Annotated in this window: 18 protein-coding genes; 8 read left to right on the top strand and 10 right to left on the bottom strand. The window is 61.2% G+C overall.

What is annotated here, in order from left to right:
* The first annotated feature begins 48 nt into the window (after positions 1-48).
* The 5 genes from ACWHTU_RS10360 (at position 49) to ACWHTU_RS10340 (ending at position 4,111) form a co-directional block, all read left to right on the top strand.
* On the top strand, positions 49-675 hold the full coding sequence (locus tag ACWHTU_RS10360; protein WP_447859271.1) for a penicillin-binding protein activator LpoB: 627 nt from the start codon (positions 49-51) through the stop codon (positions 673-675).
* An 84-nt stretch (positions 676-759) separates the two neighbouring features.
* A complete protein-coding gene (locus ACWHTU_RS10355; RefSeq protein WP_447859270.1) occupies positions 760-2,181 on the top strand; it encodes a COG3014 family protein in 1,422 nt (473 codons plus the stop codon).
* Complete coding sequence (locus tag ACWHTU_RS10350) at positions 2,181-3,365, top strand: LPP20 family lipoprotein (protein WP_447859269.1); 1,185 nt, start codon at positions 2,181-2,183, stop codon at positions 3,363-3,365. Before ACWHTU_RS10355 ends, ACWHTU_RS10350 begins: the two co-directional genes overlap by 1 nt.
* A gap of 17 nt (positions 3,366-3,382) precedes the next feature.
* Positions 3,383-3,664: a hypothetical protein gene (locus ACWHTU_RS10345; protein ID WP_447859268.1), complete on the top strand. Its 282-nt coding sequence runs from the start codon at positions 3,383-3,385 to the stop codon at positions 3,662-3,664.
* 3 nt (positions 3,665-3,667) lie between these two features.
* The gene (locus ACWHTU_RS10340; RefSeq protein WP_447859267.1) at positions 3,668-4,111 is read left to right on the top strand and encodes a type II toxin-antitoxin system VapC family toxin; all 444 of its coding nucleotides are present in this window, start codon (positions 3,668-3,670) and stop codon (positions 4,109-4,111) included.
* A gap of 40 nt (positions 4,112-4,151) precedes the next feature.
* Here ACWHTU_RS10340 and ACWHTU_RS10335 read toward each other — a convergent pair whose 3' ends face one another.
* Entirely contained in the window at positions 4,152-4,643 is a 492-nt protein-coding gene (locus ACWHTU_RS10335; protein ID WP_447859266.1) for a hypothetical protein, read from the bottom strand.
* Positions 4,644-4,705: 62 nt separating this feature from the next.
* Positions 4,706-5,785, bottom strand: a complete 1,080-nt coding sequence (locus ACWHTU_RS10330; RefSeq protein WP_447859265.1) for a HEAT repeat domain-containing protein — start codon at positions 5,783-5,785, stop codon at positions 4,706-4,708.
* A 133-nt stretch (positions 5,786-5,918) separates the two neighbouring features.
* On the opposite strand from ACWHTU_RS10330, the gene proC reads away from it, so the two are divergent.
* Both proC and ACWHTU_RS10320 read left to right on the top strand, forming a co-directional pair.
* The gene (gene proC / locus ACWHTU_RS10325) at positions 5,919-6,746 is read left to right on the top strand and encodes a pyrroline-5-carboxylate reductase (RefSeq protein WP_447859264.1); all 828 of its coding nucleotides are present in this window, start codon (positions 5,919-5,921) and stop codon (positions 6,744-6,746) included.
* An 81-nt stretch (positions 6,747-6,827) separates the two neighbouring features.
* Entirely contained in the window at positions 6,828-7,019 is a 192-nt protein-coding gene (locus tag ACWHTU_RS10320) for a hypothetical protein (protein ID WP_447859263.1), read from the top strand.
* A 99-nt stretch (positions 7,020-7,118) separates the two neighbouring features.
* Here the strand turns inward: ACWHTU_RS10320 and ACWHTU_RS10315 are convergent, their stop codons facing one another.
* From ACWHTU_RS10315 to ACWHTU_RS10305, 3 genes are read right to left on the bottom strand one after another with little or no spacing between them, the layout of a single operon-like run.
* On the bottom strand, positions 7,119-7,745 hold the full coding sequence (locus tag ACWHTU_RS10315) for a hypothetical protein (protein ID WP_447859262.1): 627 nt from the start codon (positions 7,743-7,745) through the stop codon (positions 7,119-7,121).
* Entirely contained in the window at positions 7,735-7,926 is a 192-nt protein-coding gene (locus ACWHTU_RS10310; RefSeq protein ID WP_447859261.1) for a hypothetical protein, read from the bottom strand. The genes ACWHTU_RS10315 and ACWHTU_RS10310 overlap by 11 nt, the downstream gene beginning before the upstream one ends.
* Positions 7,883-8,404, bottom strand: coding sequence for a hypothetical protein (locus ACWHTU_RS10305; RefSeq protein WP_447859260.1), 522 nt, complete (start codon positions 8,402-8,404; stop codon positions 7,883-7,885). Before ACWHTU_RS10305 ends, ACWHTU_RS10310 begins: the two co-directional genes overlap by 44 nt.
* Before the next feature lie 360 nt (positions 8,405-8,764).
* Here ACWHTU_RS10305 and ACWHTU_RS10300 point away from each other — a divergent pair, with 360 nt between their 5' ends.
* Positions 8,765-9,517 carry a ZIP family metal transporter gene (locus tag ACWHTU_RS10300; RefSeq protein WP_447859259.1) on the top strand — a complete coding sequence of 251 codons (753 nt, stop codon included), beginning with the start codon at positions 8,765-8,767 and terminating at the stop codon, positions 9,515-9,517.
* Positions 9,518-9,750: 233 nt separating this feature from the next.
* On the opposite strand, the gene ACWHTU_RS10295 is transcribed toward ACWHTU_RS10300, so the two are convergent.
* From ACWHTU_RS10295 to ACWHTU_RS10275, 5 genes are all read right to left on the bottom strand, one after another.
* Positions 9,751-10,155: a hypothetical protein gene (locus ACWHTU_RS10295; protein ID WP_447859258.1), complete on the bottom strand. Its 405-nt coding sequence runs from the start codon at positions 10,153-10,155 to the stop codon at positions 9,751-9,753.
* 505 nt (positions 10,156-10,660) lie between these two features.
* Positions 10,661-11,293: a hypothetical protein gene (locus tag ACWHTU_RS10290; protein ID WP_447859257.1), complete on the bottom strand. Its 633-nt coding sequence runs from the start codon at positions 11,291-11,293 to the stop codon at positions 10,661-10,663.
* Between the two features lie 309 nt (positions 11,294-11,602).
* Positions 11,603-12,295, bottom strand: coding sequence for a class I SAM-dependent methyltransferase (locus ACWHTU_RS10285; RefSeq protein WP_447859256.1), 693 nt, complete (start codon positions 12,293-12,295; stop codon positions 11,603-11,605).
* Between the two features lie 34 nt (positions 12,296-12,329).
* The gene (ftsH, locus tag ACWHTU_RS10280) at positions 12,330-14,135 is read right to left on the bottom strand and encodes an ATP-dependent zinc metalloprotease FtsH (protein WP_447859255.1); all 1,806 of its coding nucleotides are present in this window, start codon (positions 14,133-14,135) and stop codon (positions 12,330-12,332) included.
* An 83-nt stretch (positions 14,136-14,218) separates the two neighbouring features.
* Positions 14,219-15,073: a hypothetical protein gene (locus ACWHTU_RS10275; protein WP_447859253.1), complete on the bottom strand. Its 855-nt coding sequence runs from the start codon at positions 15,071-15,073 to the stop codon at positions 14,219-14,221.

Below are 15,073 nucleotides of genomic sequence, written 5' to 3'. Positions count from 1 at the left end.
GCTCTCGGTTTCGCCGTTGGAGGCTTTGACTTTACCGGGGAGGTACGCATGCAGGAGACATGGATGGCGGGATGGAGGATCGGGGCGACCCTGACGTTGATCGCGTTGTCGCTGTGGCTGGGAGGCTGCGGCGCGGAGACCAGGGTGACCCGCGTGGATCCCGGCGTCGTGACGGATCTCAGCGGACGCTGGAACGACACCGATTCCCGCCAAGTTGCCGAAGAGATGGTCAACCAGGCGCTCAGCTATCCGTGGCTGGAGAATTTCATCAAGGCCAAGAACCGCCCACCGGTCGTCATTGTGGGGACGATTCTGAACCGCAGCCATGAGCACATCAATGTCCAGACCTTCGTGCAGGACCTGGCTCGGGAACTGACGAACTCGCAGAAGGTGACCTTCGTCGCCGGTAAGGGCGAACGGGAAGAGATCCGCGAAGAGCGCCGCGAGCAGGCGGTCCATGCCCGCGAAGATACGCAGAAATCCCCGGGCAGAGAACTCGGCGCCGACTATATGCTGAAAGGCAGCATCTCGACCATCCTCGACGAGACGGACGGAGTCAAGGCCGTTTTTTACCAGGTCGATCTCGAGATGATCGACCTGGAAAGCAATGTGAAATCCTGGTTCGGGCAGAAAAAGATCAAGAAAGTGATCGAACGCAAACGGACGGTTTTCTAGATTCCACCTGCGCCGTTGAGCCTTTCCTGCTTATTCCTCTCAACCTCGGGTGCGAAGGCGCGTGCGTTCTTCTCGCCGGCATGGTTGGCGGTCGCCGGTCTCGCTCTCACGCTGCTCGCCGGCTGCGGCTCCAAGATCAACCGTTACGCCCTGATCGAAGACAGCCTCCTGGCCCATGACCCGCAACGGGCCGACCGGATCGTCGAACAGGCGGAACGAGAATACGGGCCTAAAAATCGCGTCCTCTACGCGATGGATCGTGGGATCACGCTGCACCTGTCGGGTCAGTACGATCGAAGCAATGCGGTCCTGGAACAGGCGGAAGAAGAGATCGACCGGCTCTACACCCGCAGGATCCGCACCGAGGCCAAGGCCTTCCTCGTCAACGACAACGAATTGCCATACGAAGGAGATCCCTACGAACAGGTGATGGTGAACGTCGTCAAGGCCTTGAACTATGCGGTTATGGGCCGACTCGACGACGCCTTGGTGGAGGCCAGGCGGATTGACAACCGGTTGAACGTCTTGGCCGACAAGACGAAGGAACTGGACGGCTACCGGGACGACGGGTTCGCCCGCTATCTTACCGGCATCCTTTACGAAGCCGCGGGAGATCTCAACAATGCGTTCATCGCCTATCGCAAGGCTCATGAGGCCTATGAGAGGATGTGGACTTGGTCCCGCACTCCTGTTCCCTCGACCCTCCGCGCGGATCTTCTTCGGGTGACGGACGCCTTGCACTTGACCGCCGAATTCGAAGAGTACCGCCGGCTTTTTCCCGACGTCGTATGGCAGTCCCGACATGAGCAGGAGCATCTCGCTCAAGTCGTCGTGATCAGCTATAATGGCCGCGCTCCGCGCAAGGAAGACCAATTCATCGATCTTCCCGTCAGCCTGGATGCGTTGCAGTTGGTGCTGCTGACGAAGGGTCTGGGTGGAGCAAACCGCCACGAGAACCGCGTCGCGGAAAGCGTCCTCTACGGTCTGAGCGGTCGCGTCGTACGGGTGGCCTTGCCGAGGTTGGTTCCGCAAAAGACGCAGGTGCGCTACGAGCAGATCACCCTCACCGGAACCGGCGGCTTATTCACTGCGCGAACGGAACTGGCGCACAATCTGACGGCCTTGGCGGAAAAAGCCCTGTCGGACCGGCTTCCCGCTATTGCCGTGAAAGCGGTGGCGCGGGCGGCCACGAAGTTCGCCATGGCCGAAGGTGCGACACGCGGCGCCCAACAGGCGGCCGGGAAAGACGCTGGGCCCTGGGTCGGGCTCCTGGTCGGACTCCTGACCAAGGGATGGGCGGTGTACTCAGAGGAAGCGGACAAACGCAGTTGGCGGACGCTGCCGGACGAAATCCATATGTCCCGCCTGTGGGTGCCTCCGGGCGAATACGAACTCCGGATCGATCCGCAGGGGCCGCAAGGGGATGCGGTGACCCGGAACGTTTCGCGCACGATGACGCTTCGGGCGGGCGATACCAAGTTCCTGATCCAGCGGGTGATCCAGTGATGCCGCTCGCCTCCGCACAGGGCTGGAGCATAGCGGTGCTCGCGGCGGCCTGTATCGTTGCAGCGACGGCGCTGCCGGCCTGCACAGGGTCCCGGTCCACCAGTCAGCCGGGATGGCTTGACGGCTCCAGTCCGGAGTTTCCTCCCAGTCAATACCTGCTCGGAATCGGTCAAGGCGAAACCCGGGCGCTCGCTGCGGAACGGGCTTATGCGGCGGTGGCCAAGATTTTCAAGGCCGAAATCACCGCGCAGGCTAAGGATTGGGAATCCTATCTAGTGATCGAAACCCGAGGCAAGGCCACGTCGGAACGGCGTCTGACCCTGGACCACGTCACCCGCGTTTCGACGGACAAGGTGCTCGAGAACGTGCGGATTTTGGCCACCTGGTTCGACCGGCGAAACGGCCAGCATTATGTGTTGGCGGGCATGAACCGCGCGCAGGCCGAGTCGGCGTTGTTGGAACGGATCGCCGAGCTGGATCGGATGATCGATGCGGAAGTGACGGAGGCCCGCGGCACCCGGGATAAGTTGACGCGGGTCAGAAACCTGAAACGGGCCGCCAAGAACCTGGTCCTGCGGGAATCCTACAATGCCGACCTGCGGGTGATCCGCGCCAGTGGCCAAGGCTATCCACCCGCCTATCGGGTCGCGGAACTGACGGCTGAACTGGAACAGTTTCTAGCGACCAACCTGGCGGTCGCAGTGGAAGTCACCGGCGATCAAGCGGAGCCGATCCAACGCGCGTTGATCGAAGGGCTGATCCGCGAAGGGCTTTCGGTGACGGGACGCCAGCCGGCCGGAGAGAATCCGCCGCTCGGCGGCGAGGCGGGTCCCGTGCCGGAACTGATTGTCAAGGGCGCGGTTCGGGTGTGGCCGATCGACGCGCACGATCCACCATTTCAATTCGTCCGCTGGTGCAGCGAGTTCGTGATCCAGGAACTCGCGACGCAGCGGATCGTGGGCGCGGTCTCCAAGGGCGGAAAAGAAGGCCACCTGACGACCGGGGAAGCAACGGCGAAAGCCCTGCGCGTCATGCAGCAGGAAGTCGCGTCGGACCTGGCGAAGGCCATTGCAGGCTACGTCTACGGCGACGCGGAGCTGCCGGCTGCCGCCCGACCTCCGGCCGGATGCCCACGAGGCGACGACGGATCCATGCCCCCTGCAACGAACCCGCTGTCGATGTGAAGAAGAAAGGAGGCTGAATGGTCCCAAAATCCAAGCCGACCGCCGCACGCATGTCTGCCACCTCCAACTCATTCCGGAACAGGGATGCAACCCGGACCGGCCGGCGGATGCCGAGCCGGCTCGTCAAGCGACAACTCGTCAAACGGATTCTCAAAGATACCGAAGCGGTGAGAAGCGGAAGCCTCGTCAACCGGCTGCGCAAGCAAGGATACGACCAAGTGCCGCTGGACGAGCTACAAGACCGTCTGTCGAAGCTACCGACGTCACTGGCGGACTTCATCCTGAAGGGGAGGGGGTGATCCATGCCGTACTATTATTTCGACTCGACCGGGCTGGTGAAGCGCTATAGCTCGGAACGGGGGAGCCGCATCGTCAACAAGCTGCTGGTCAAACGGGGGAAGATGGCGATCGTGCCCACCTGGGCGATCACCGATCTCTATTCGGTGCTCTCGATCCGGGCTAAGCAAGGGGAGTTGACCCGGGATGATTGCTATTCGGTCATCTACCGATTTGAGATCGAATCCTCGCAGGGACTGTTTCATTTTATCGCGCCCACCATGCAGACATTTCTGTCCACAAAAGAACTGATCCTCGATTTCCCACACCTGCGCTCGGCGCAGGCGCTTCATTTGGCCCTGGCCTTGGAATTGAAACCGCTTCGATTGACGGTGGTCAGCTCGGACCAACAATTATTGGGAGCGTGCCGGCCCTTGGGGTTGCATGTGATCAATCCGGAGGAAGATTAGGCGAGGGGCCAGCGGCGTGGAGACAGGGCCGGCGCCTGGCTTACGCGCATTGAAAGTCCGTGTGCATGGACGCGATCACGGTGTTCCACGCCTCGGCCATCTCGCGGAGTAGCTTCATCCGTCCGCCCGTCGCAGCGTCGGACGCCGTCTCGCCGGAAGACCGGTCTTCATCCAACAGTTTCAGCGCGTGCTGCAGATTGCTCTGCGCTAATCGCAAGGTGCCGCAGACGCCCGATGAGGCCGGGGCTTCGCCGCCGGCGCGACGGAACAGCGCCAACGCCCGGTAGGCATCTTCCTGTGCTCGGAAGAGCGCTTCGGCGCCGCGATACAATCGCCCCTTGATGGGGCTGATCTCCCGCTTGGCCAACTCCGAAGCCATCAGCGCGGCCTTGCCGATGCTCATCGCCGCACCGTCGGGATCGTCATTGGCCATGGCTTCCTCCGCTTTCACACGGAGCCGCTCCATCTCGGCCTCTTCCCCGACGGTTTGAGCGAACGTCCAGCCCGGAGTGCCGCCAATGATGAACACCATGAAGACGCCGAGTATCCCTCCGCGCAAAGTCGTCCTCTGAAACGGGTTGTCGCGATGAACGCTTATTGTAGATACTCCCAGGTATCGATTTGCTTCAAACTCCAGTTGACCGCTTCTTTGAGTTTGATGACCTTGGGATCCGCAGTAGCGTCATTGATCTTAAGAAGCGATTTCTGGATCGTATACAGTGGGTCGTAGGCCCGACGATCTGGTAGTTTCCCCAGTGCCCAGGCGACCTCGGTTTTGACCGCCAGATCATCGGTTTTCAGGGCTTCCAGCAATGGATCGATGATAGAAAAATCGCCGTGCAGTGCGCCCACGATGCCCAGGCCTTTGGCCGCAGCGGCCTGCAGCTCGGGCTTGCCGGTTTTCAAGACCTCGATCAGAACCGGGATGGTTTCTTTCTGGCCGATATTTCCCAAGGCGACCGCGGCCGCCTTGGCGATTTCCATGTCCGGTCCCTTCAACGCGTCGAGCAAGCGCGGCACGGACTTGGTCGAGAACAGGTACCCAAGCAAACCGACGATTCTGACTTTTCGCTCCTGTGTCGTCGCCGGATCGTCGAGGAATTTTAGGAGTCGATCCTCCTGGCCCCATTCGGCGGCGATCAACGCCGGGAAATCATACGCCCGGAGGCGCTCCCCGAGCTTCGCCATCGCATACGCGCCGGGATCCTCAACCTTGGCCTCCTCGGCCGCTTTCTGCGCGTCCGGAAAGTCCGTTCTCACTTCCTTCCGCCATCCCATCTTTTTCCCATCCAAGAGGTACAGCAGTTGACAGGCGGGGCCTTTCCACACGCGCGACGGCGAATCGGGCAGGTCCGCATCGCTTCCCATGCTCGTCGTTCCTTCCCAGACCTTGCGTTGCTCGCACTTCACCCGGAACACCACGTCATGAGGCTGGGCGGGATCGGTGACGACCGTATACCCGAACTCTTTCAGGCGCTGGGCGACGATGTCCGCCAGATTTCCGGGCGGAATCTCTCCCTTATCGGTGATCGCCAGCACCTCGATCAACACCCGATCGACTCGTTCCAGCTTGGCCTTTTGTTCAGGCGTCAGCGCCTCCCGCCGCGCCCACGTATCGGCACCGATGACGCTGAACACGAAAACGAACAACAGGCAACACATCCAGGGTTTCATCGACTTCCCTCCGACGACAGAGAGGTGCTCTCGTCGAACCTGATTCGAGCGTTTCCGTCACTCTACCGAACAGCCGGTACCATCGGCAAGCCGCAAGTTGAAGGTTTGTAGGGCCGCCAGTATAATCGCGCCCATGCTCAAGGGGAAAACGATCGCTTTCCTCGGCGGCGGCAACATGTCGGATGCCTTGATCGCCGGTCTGTTGCAAGCCGGAGCCGCCAAGGCCGAGCAACTCATCGCCACCGATGTCCTGTCTGCCAGGCGAAACTATCTCAAACGCCGATACCACATTAAAACGACAAGCAAGAATCAAGAGGCGGCCAGGCTCGCGAACATCCTCGTGTTGTCCGTCGAACCTCAAGTGCTCGACGAGGTTTTGGAAGAGGTTCGGTCGGTCGTGTCGCCGGATTGTCTTGTCCTTTCAGTGGCAGCCGGTTATCCAATCGCCCGGGTGGCATCGCGGCTCAAAACCGTCACTCGGATCATCCGAGCCATGCCCAATACGCCTTCTACGGTGCGGGAAGCCGTTACCGCGTTGGCGTTCAACCAGGGACTGTCGGATGAAGATCAGCACACCGCGCGGGCCGTCTTTGAATCGGTGGGGAAGGTGGTGGTCATTGAAGAGCGGCTGATGGATGCGGTCACCGGCTTGAGCGGCAGCGGTCCGGCTTATGTGTACGTCATGATCGAGGCGTTGGCCGACGGGGGAGTAAAGATGGGGCTGCCCCGTCATGTGGCGGAACTGCTGGCTGCGCAGACCGTCCTCGGAGCGGCCCGCATGCTGATCGAGAGCGGAGAACCTCCGGGACGCCTAAAAGACCGCGTCGCCTCGCCGGGGGGGACGACCATCGCCGGCCTCTATCAACTAGAGAAAGGACGGCTGCGGGCGGCGCTAATGGCGGCCGTCGAAGCGGCGGCGAAACGTTCAGCCGAGTTGGGCAAGGAGCAGAGTTCCGTGTAGAGAAGGAGCAGCGATGCGCGACCTGGCGGACCCGCCAATCCGGCGCCGGCTGTTCAGTCAACTCTTTCCAGGAGTCATCCCGTGCAATATTGGGTCAAAGTCATCTTCACCGACAATCAGGAACTGCTCGTCAAGGACGCGATCCGCCATACCATCAGCGACGACATGGAAGTGCTGGAGGTGGACTCGCCGAAAGAAGTCATCATCATTCCCATGAAGCAGATCAAATACATCAGTTGCGACGCGACGGTGTTCGCGGCGAAGAAACCATGACCCACAGGCTGACGTTGGTAGAACCTTAGATACCGCACGACCCGGCCGAGGCACCCGCTCCTGGTCCTCACATCGTTCCCGACGTTCCGCTAGCCTTGTTCAGCGGCGCACCCCAACAGCGGGCCGGCAAGCGTCATATACATACATATATCGGCTAAAGGGCGGTGAGCGGCCGTCCTCCAGCGTCGGCTGAGGATGGCCGCGTTGCCGCTGCTCTGGGGTGAGAAGCTGTTGCGCTTTGAGGTACCCGAGGGCTTTCGACTGAGTGATCCGACTCCGAATCTCTTCCAGATCGCGCGCGGCGGCCGCGAGCTTGTCGTCGGATGCCAGCGTTCCCGCATTCTGATCGCGCAGAAGCGTCAACAGTTTGAGTTCGGCCTCCTTGAGCTTCGCCTGTTCGATCAGGAACGTTTTTCTCGTCTCGTTCTTCGCAGCCACCAAGGCTACGATCTGCTCCGCTGTGAGCCCCAGCCGCCCGGTTTGATCGAGGAAGGAATCGAAGCTGGGCGTGCCCGGGTGCACTCCGTAACCGGCGCCGACAAGAACTGTTTGCTCCTTGCCCGCCGCCCGACGCTGGGAGGTCTGTTTCAGCTCGGCCAGCTTCGTCCGCTGCTCCTCCGTCAACTGCGCCTCAATCGAGTCCGAAACCTCGAAGAGCGTATTGAACAGCACGCCTTCCGTCTCGCCGGTCTTCTGCATCTTGGCGTGAACCGCTTCAGGATCCACGTCCAAAGCGCATCGCCAGTTCGTCGGCCTCCACGCGGCTGAGATCGATGTCCGTACCCAGCCGAAGCACTTGGCGCCGAGCGGCTTCCGGCAGCGAGTGAATGGCTTGCGCCTGGGTCTCGGTCAGGCGCAGCTCGTCACGGTACTCGTTGTAGACCCGCCCGATGCCTTCCAAGGACATCAGGCCGATTTTGGTGTTTGAATCCCTGCGATACCCGAAACGTCATGGTCGGATGCGTCGCCGCGTGGAGTGTGGCCCGCTGATCGGCCGTCAGCACGCCGCGCAGGCCGGCGAGCGTCTCGATGAACAGATTGAGCTCATCGGTCTCAATCCCTCCGGTCAGTGTATTGGCGGTGCGGTAGTCACCGTCCCGCACCAACCCGTGACGGCGCTTTTCCTCCAGCTCCTCAAACATCCCGACCAGCACCGCTTCCTTCATCCATATCTCGGTTTTCAACCGCTGAATGAGGCCGGCCATCGCTTCCTTCTGCTCCGTCGTCAGCCCGAGACTCCGGTCGAGGTGCGCGTAGGATCCGGCGATCTGTTCAATGGCGCAGATCATCCGTAAATCCAGCGTGAATTCCATGTCGTGCGATTGAGCGGTCGCGCGACTCGAGATGACAACAGCCATCAAGACCGCCACGATCAGTGTGCGCATCGGTGAACTTCTTGCTGGATATGGAACTCTTGGGCAAGCAGCACAGCATACGAGACCCGGCGTCGTCAGGCCGGATATAAGAGGAAAACAACACCGTGGCGGCTCAGGTCCGGAGCTTTCGGAAAACATTTCCCATCCAGGCAATATGCGCTTCCAACGCGCCGCGAGAAGCGAGGCGGGCAGGATCAGCCAGACGCGCGGAAGCGGCGAGCATGACGAGACGCGGAGGGGGACGACCCTGGCCGCGCATCGGTACAATGCGGGTATGGTACTGCGCCGCAAAAACGTCTACAGTATAGGAACTCGATCGGGTAGGCGTGTGTGTCCGCAACGGCCTGATCGAATCGCCACTGTTGCAGGATGATTGAGCTCATCGGCATGGGCGCCGTGGCCGGCGTCGTTCCCGTCTATCTGGGCATTGGGTTCGCGCTCGTCGCCGGCCGCATGCTGTCGCGCGCGTGGGAAGCCGGATTGATCGGTCTGGCGACCGGCGTGCTGGTTTATCTCTTCTTCGATCTGATGCACGAAGCGGTGGAGCTGACTGGCGCCCGAGACATCGCGTCGTGGATCGTGTTGCTCGGCTGTTTGCTGGTAAGCTTCGTCGGGTTGGTCGTATTGGAAGAGAGTCAACTGGGTAAGCACCGCCGCCTGACGCGCGTCCTCTCGTTGCCGTACCTTATCGCGTTGGGCATGGGCCTGCATAACCTTGGGGAAGGTCTCGCTATCGGGGCCAGTTACACCAACGGGGAGTGGGCGTTGAGCGCGCTGTTGGTCGCCGGCTTTGCGCTCCACAACGGCACCGAAGGATTCGGGATCGTGGGCGCGGCCGGCCGGAATTCGATCCCGGCGAAGGATGTGCTGCTGCTGGGTCTGCTCGCCGGCGCGCCGACCTGCGTGGGCGCCGTGCTTAGCGGACTCGATCCTTCCCCGTATTTATCAGTGGCGTGGTACACGCTGGCCGCTGGCTCCTTGTTGTACGTCATTCTGGCCCTTGTTGCCCTTACCTATACCGCCACGCGCCGCGTCCTGATGGCGGTCGGCATATTCGGAGGCATCGCCTTCATGTATGTCACCGCCATGCTTCTGACCCTGGCAGGAGGCCTTCACACCTAAAACCGCTAGCGCTGGAATGTGCGCATTCCATCCTGCATCTAGACTCGCACCAATCTGATTGTGCGGCTTCACGTGCAGAATGGGCTCGAGCAGGAATCCGTTGCCCCTGGCAGAGGACAAACGCCGTCATCGGCGTCGACGCCCCAATCACCACGTTGGCTGGATCAGGCTAAAGTTCTTATTGAAAAAGGCGAAACTCGCGGGAATCGTGAAATGAGGTGAGAGGGGGAATCTTAGTGAAAAACATTGGGAAGCTCGCATGGCGAGACGAGAAGGACTTCCTGTAACGTCTTGATCGGCAAGGGATGCTTGTGGTCTCTCGTCATCAGAAATGACGCGTCGGTGGAAACAGCACATGCAAGAGGACGATGCTCGTCGTCCTTGAGGATGTTCGATAGCTTCACCGTGGGGCGAACAAGCGAGGTCAGTGTGGCGATCTCTGCCATAGCTTCCCGAACCCTGATGGTCTGGGCGCGGTGAACACCGTCCATCACCGCGCGGCACAATTCGCGTGGGATTGGCGGAGAAACGAAGATTTCTTCAAGGCCGGCACGGGCGAGGGCGGGGATCTCTTCACCGGTCCTACCGATTACGATGGCCGACACAGAGACGCTCGGGTCGGCCATGATGCGATTCACGCTCGGCGTTGTGCCTTTGGGGTCCGAATGCGATTGGGCAGGCGCTGAAGCTCGTTTTCCGTGTTCAGCCCCCAGCAGTCGGCGACCCGTGCCCCCATTGGCGAAGACGCCGCCACCGGTGGGAGGCCACATACCCATTCAACGCGCCGCGCCTCGCCTCAGGTCCTCGTGCGCACATCCTTCTCTCGCAATCCGTTCCGTTGCATGAAGAATATCGGCCGACAACGAAATCATGATGGGCTTGGTCTTCCTCAGAGTCCTTTTGCCGGTCGGGTAATATGACGCTGTCATACAAAAAGAGGACGTTTGCGCCAGGGCGAACACCCGGCACGCGTGGAACTCAAAAAAGCCCGGCGCGCGCGAATCTCTTCGTTCGATCAAACTGCAGCTCTCTCGCCGAGGCGGGACGGGCACGCTAGCCAGGAATCGCGGGGCCCGGGATGACGCGGAGCGGCGATCAGCGGTCGGGCTGCGAGAGGAGAGGGAAGTGGATGCGCCGGCGTGGCTAGTGAGTCTCGCGCAGCTTCTTGATCTCCTCCTCGCCGAAAGTATGCCGCACCGTGCCGCCGGTTGTTTGGCCGAAATGCCGGAACGCCGCCTCAACCAGGAGCGGCATCAGCGTCGACAGATCCTTGGTGAGGCCGGTGGCCGTCGCGTTCCCTCTCCAGAATTCGACCAGCGACCCGGCCTCCCGTGACTTCGGCAAATCCCCGATTGCGATCACCACCTGGCTGGTGAACTGCCTGACCGTGCTCGGGTCGGAGGCCGCCACGCTTGTGCCGTAGGTTCCGCCGCCCGCGGCGCCCATCGCGCCCGGGGTTCCGAGCGTAGACGACCCCCGGGACATGGTTCCGGGCGACAATTCACTCACCCCATACGCCAGATAGACGGCCAGTCTCGCCGTTCGGGCCTCCGTTTCTTTATAGCCCTGTTCGTTCATTTTCTTGGCGACAAGCCGGGCGTAGGCGGAAAACGCTGGATCTTTCTCCACTTCTATGGCGGGAAAGACCGCATAAGTGACGTGCGGAGGAATCGGCGTCTCGCCTTTCCCGTGCACCTCGACGGCGACGGTTCGGGCGCATCCCAGCCCAGACAGCGTGAGCCCCGCAACAAATAGCCGCAACCATCTTGTCGTCATCGCATGACCTCGCCGAATGGTGAAAAGGCGGTGACTCCGCCAATGAGACGGCCTGAACAAGAAAAGGCCGTCTTCACCCTTTAGACTGGAACGCATCCCATCAGGGACCGGATTTGCACTGAGGATACCGAAGATAGCGGCCTCTTGCCACTTGGCGCGGACGTTTCCCTCTGGTTGCGGAGCCGGTGACCCGCTTCTTCACGAGGATCCCGGACATGACTCCCGTTGTCCGGGAACATGCTCTGACAAGGCGGTGAACGCCAACAAGGTAACCGTGACCAGACGAGAAACCTGAGTCAAGCCTGCGGCCTAAGAAACGGGGACGAATTCCAAGAAATACTGTTTTGGCAGGAAGGTATGCTCGCGCAGGAGGCGGTAGCCGGCTTTGGTCATCTCGTCCAACACGGTCTCGCGGGGAACCAGGTGCGCTTTGGAGAAGCCCAGATCGCCGGACCGTTCGTCGTGATAATAGTCGATGATTGCAATCCGCCCGCCGGGTCTCAGCGCGGATTTCACATTGGTAAAGTAGGTCGTCCGGTTGTCCAGGTGGTGGTAGACGTTGCACAGGAAAATCAGGTCGACCGACTCAAACGGCAGCTTGGGATTATCCGGCTGCGCCAGGATGAACTCGGCCGCGTAGGAGATATGCATGTGCTCGACGCTGTCCTTGACGTGTTTCAAGGCCTCCGGTTCCACATCGATCGCGTACACTTTTCCGGTCTCCGTCACCGCTTCGATGAATCGCCGGGTAAAGTAACCAGAGCCCGACCCCAAATCGGCAACGACCATGCCCGGTTTCAAACCCAGCGCCTGAATGACCTCGGCGGGCTTCTGGTAGTGATCGCGTTCCGGACGTTCGAGCTGGTCCAGGTACTCCGTGACGCTCGGCAACCGACCGTGCTGGCCGCCATGCTGCGCCCAGACCGGCTGACCGAGCCAGATGGCCAGCGCCAAGGCGGTCAGCCTGGCGAGAAACCGTGGGATCGGAACTCGAGGTGGCATGTGGGTCTCCTTGGTGTTCAACATACGCACTGGATCATGCGCGGGCGCCCGCCACCCGCTGTTTGGTGATGATGGCGTTCAACTCCTCGCCCGTGATCGTTTCTTTGCCGAGCAGCACCTCCGCAGCTTCGCGCAGCACACCCTCTTTGCTTCGCAGAATCGTCAGGGCCCGTTCGTACTGCTCGTCGATGATCTGACGAACCTCGCAGTCGATCTCGCGCGACGTTTCTTCGCTGTAATCGCCGGGCGAGAAGGTCTGACCGGTCTGAAGGAAGAGCGGCTGTCGATCCCGCTCGAAGCTGACCTGCCCCAGCTTTTCGCTCATGCCGTAGGCCTTCACCATGCTCTTGGCGATATCGGTCGCTTTCAGTAGATCGTCCTGCGCGCCAGTCGAGACTTCGTTGTAGATGATCTCCTCAGCGGCGCGGCCGCCCAGCAACACCGCGATCTTGTTCTTCAGCTCGGTCTTGGTCATCAGGAAGCGATCCTCGGTCGGCAGTTGTAGGGTATAGCCCAGTGCGGCGATTCCGCGGGGGATGATCGAAATCTTTTGCACGGCGTCGGCCCCCGGGATGGACAGAGCCACGAGCGCGTGGCCGACTTCATGATGCGCAACGCGCTCTTTCTCCATGCGATTCAGCACGCGGTTCTTTTTCTCCAGGCCGGCGATCACCCGCTCCACCGCCTCCTGAAGCTCCGACAGGCTCACCGTGTCCTTTCCGCGCCGGACGGCAAGCAGGGCCGCTTCGTTGAGGATGTTCGCGAGATCGGCGCCGACGAACCCGGCTGTCATAGCCGCGATCACTTCGAGATCGGCCTCGTTCGCCAAGGGGATATTCCGCGCGTGAACCTTGAGAATGGCCAACCGCCCGGCTTTGTCCGGACGATCCACCAGCACCTGCCGATCGAACCGGCCGGCGCGCAACAGGGCGGGATCGAGGATTTCCGGCCGGTTGGTCGCCGCCATCAGGATCACGCCCACCCGTGGATCAAATCCGTCCATCTCGACCAGAAGCTGGTTGAGCGTCTGTTCCCGCTCCTCGTGCGCCATCGGCCCAATGCCTCGGGCTTTCCCCAAGGCGTCCAACTCGTCGATGAAGATGATACACGGTGCCTTCTGTTTCGCCTGCTCGAACAGGTCGCGGACGCGGGCGGCGCCCACGCCGACGAACATTTCGACGAATTCCGAGCCGCTGATGGAAAAGAACGGCACGCCCGCTTCCCCTGCGACGGCCTTGGCCAGCAGGGTCTTGCCGGTCCCGGGGGGACCGACAAGCAGAATGCCTTTCGGAATCTTGCCGCCCAGTCGTCGAAATTTCTCGGGCGTTTTCAGGAACTCGATGACCTCCTGCAGTTCTTGCTTGGCCTCATCCACCCCCGCGACGTCGGAGAAAGACACCTTGACGTCCTTCTCCATATAGATCTTGGCCTTGCTGCGGCCGACCGTCATAAATCCCTGACTCTGGCTCATGCGACGGAAGATGAACCACCACACGCCGAAAAACAACGCGATCGGCACGACCCAAGACAGGAGATCCCGCCAGAACGTGCTCTCAATGAGGCCCGTGAATTTGACCCCGTGCCGTTGGAGGTCCTTGATGAGATCGGGATCCTCCACCCGTACCGTGTCGAAGAGTTTGCCTTCCTTCATCCGGCCGTGGATCACACTCGACGACACGGCGACCTCAGCGACCTTCCCCTCGGCAACCGCGACCTTGAACTCGCTGTAAGGAATTTCGGCGGGATTGAAGAAGGGCGTGACGAAGAACTGGAAGAGCATCAACGCCCAGAGGGCGATGATCAGATACCAAATAGAGAATTGTTTTTGTTTGGGATCCATAAATTCACCGTGACTCGTGACGGGTGAGAACGGGTTCCCTACTCTGTGATCCTGGTGACGTGCCACGTGGTGCGCATCACGTGTCACGGCGTCTTTTTCGGCCTGAGCCGTTCCGACAGCACCGGATACTTGGCCTGGCCCATGCCGAAGTTGCCGGACGCGGGGTCGGCCGCGATGACGCGGAGCGTGACGCCGTCCGGCGCGTCTTTCGGGAGCGGCACGAAAAACGGCGCCTCGAAACTGCTCTGCAATCCGACGTGAAACATCTGGAGCCGTTCGACGACCCGGTCGCCGATCACGACCTCGCCGTAGATGTGCATCTTGCGCGAATCCCAGTCGCCGTGCGGCCGCACCGGAGACCCTGACAGGGTGCGGATCGATGCCCGCAGGGTTACGTCTTCCTTGGCGATCAGCGGCTCGCCAGGAGTCGGCGCTTCGATCTGCACGATGTAGCCGTAGAGGTGAAGCACGATGCCGTCGTTGGTCAGATCGTGTCCGGGGATCAGCAGAACGGTCTTGCTGGCGCGCTGGGCGGCCGCCGGGTAAGCAAGCGGCCCTTCCGCCGAAATTTCGACCAGCGTCGGTCGATCGAGATCGAGGGTCGCGCTGAAGGAGGCCGATGGTCGGGAGCTGTACCGTGGTTCTTCCATGAGGCGCGGCGTCCGCATGATCTGATTCTGGTCGCCGGCCTCGCCCTGCTGCACGCCGGTCGCCAGAATCCGTCCCGTCGCGAGATCCGTGATGGTGACGCGTGCGCCACCCACCTCGCGTCCCAGGACCAAGGAGCCATGCGCGACGACCCGCACCAGCACCGTGGTCGGGATGGGGCTGTTGAGTACCTCCTCCGCCGGCGGTTGGTCTTCCGCCGAGGCGAGGGATGCGATCGCCAGCATTCCGGCGATCATGACCATGCACGATCGGCCGACAGTGCGAACCAT

The organism is Nitrospira calida, assembly GCF_976986435.1.
Note: the sequence above shows the minus strand (reverse complement) of the source record. Positions and strands in the feature narration are given on the sequence as shown.

Bases quoted from the DNA above. Each gene is read 5' to 3' on its own strand.
- ACWHTU_RS10305 (WP_447859260.1), bottom strand. From the start codon at position 8,404: ATGCGCACACTGATCGTGGCGGTCTTGATGGCTGTTGTCATCTCGAGT.
- ftsH (WP_447859255.1), bottom strand. From the start codon at position 14,135: ATGGATCCCAAACAAAAACAATTCTCTATTTGGTATCTGATCATCGCC.
- ACWHTU_RS10360 (WP_447859271.1), top strand. From the start codon at position 49: ATGCAGGAGACATGGATGGCGGGATGGAGGATCGGGGCGACCCTGACG.
- ACWHTU_RS10310 (WP_447859261.1), bottom strand. From the start codon at position 7,926: ATGTCCTTGGAAGGCATCGGGCGGGTCTACAACGAGTACCGTGACGAG.
- ACWHTU_RS10290 (WP_447859257.1), bottom strand. From the start codon at position 11,293: ATGACGACAAGATGGTTGCGGCTATTTGTTGCGGGGCTCACGCTGTCT.
- ACWHTU_RS10350 (WP_447859269.1), top strand. From the start codon at position 2,181: ATGCCGCTCGCCTCCGCACAGGGCTGGAGCATAGCGGTGCTCGCGGCG.
- ACWHTU_RS10275 (WP_447859253.1), bottom strand. From the start codon at position 15,073: ATGGTTCGCACTGTCGGCCGATCGTGCATGGTCATGATCGCCGGAATG.
- ACWHTU_RS10300 (WP_447859259.1), top strand. From the start codon at position 8,765: ATGATTGAGCTCATCGGCATGGGCGCCGTGGCCGGCGTCGTTCCCGTC.
- ACWHTU_RS10340 (WP_447859267.1), top strand. From the start codon at position 3,668: ATGCCGTACTATTATTTCGACTCGACCGGGCTGGTGAAGCGCTATAGC.
- ACWHTU_RS10345 (WP_447859268.1), top strand. From the start codon at position 3,383: ATGGTCCCAAAATCCAAGCCGACCGCCGCACGCATGTCTGCCACCTCC.
- proC (WP_447859264.1), top strand. From the start codon at position 5,919: ATGCTCAAGGGGAAAACGATCGCTTTCCTCGGCGGCGGCAACATGTCG.
- ACWHTU_RS10330 (WP_447859265.1), bottom strand. From the start codon at position 5,785: ATGAAACCCTGGATGTGTTGCCTGTTGTTCGTTTTCGTGTTCAGCGTC.
- ACWHTU_RS10335 (WP_447859266.1), bottom strand. From the start codon at position 4,643: ATGGTGTTCATCATTGGCGGCACTCCGGGCTGGACGTTCGCTCAAACC.
- ACWHTU_RS10285 (WP_447859256.1), bottom strand. From the start codon at position 12,295: ATGCCACCTCGAGTTCCGATCCCACGGTTTCTCGCCAGGCTGACCGCC.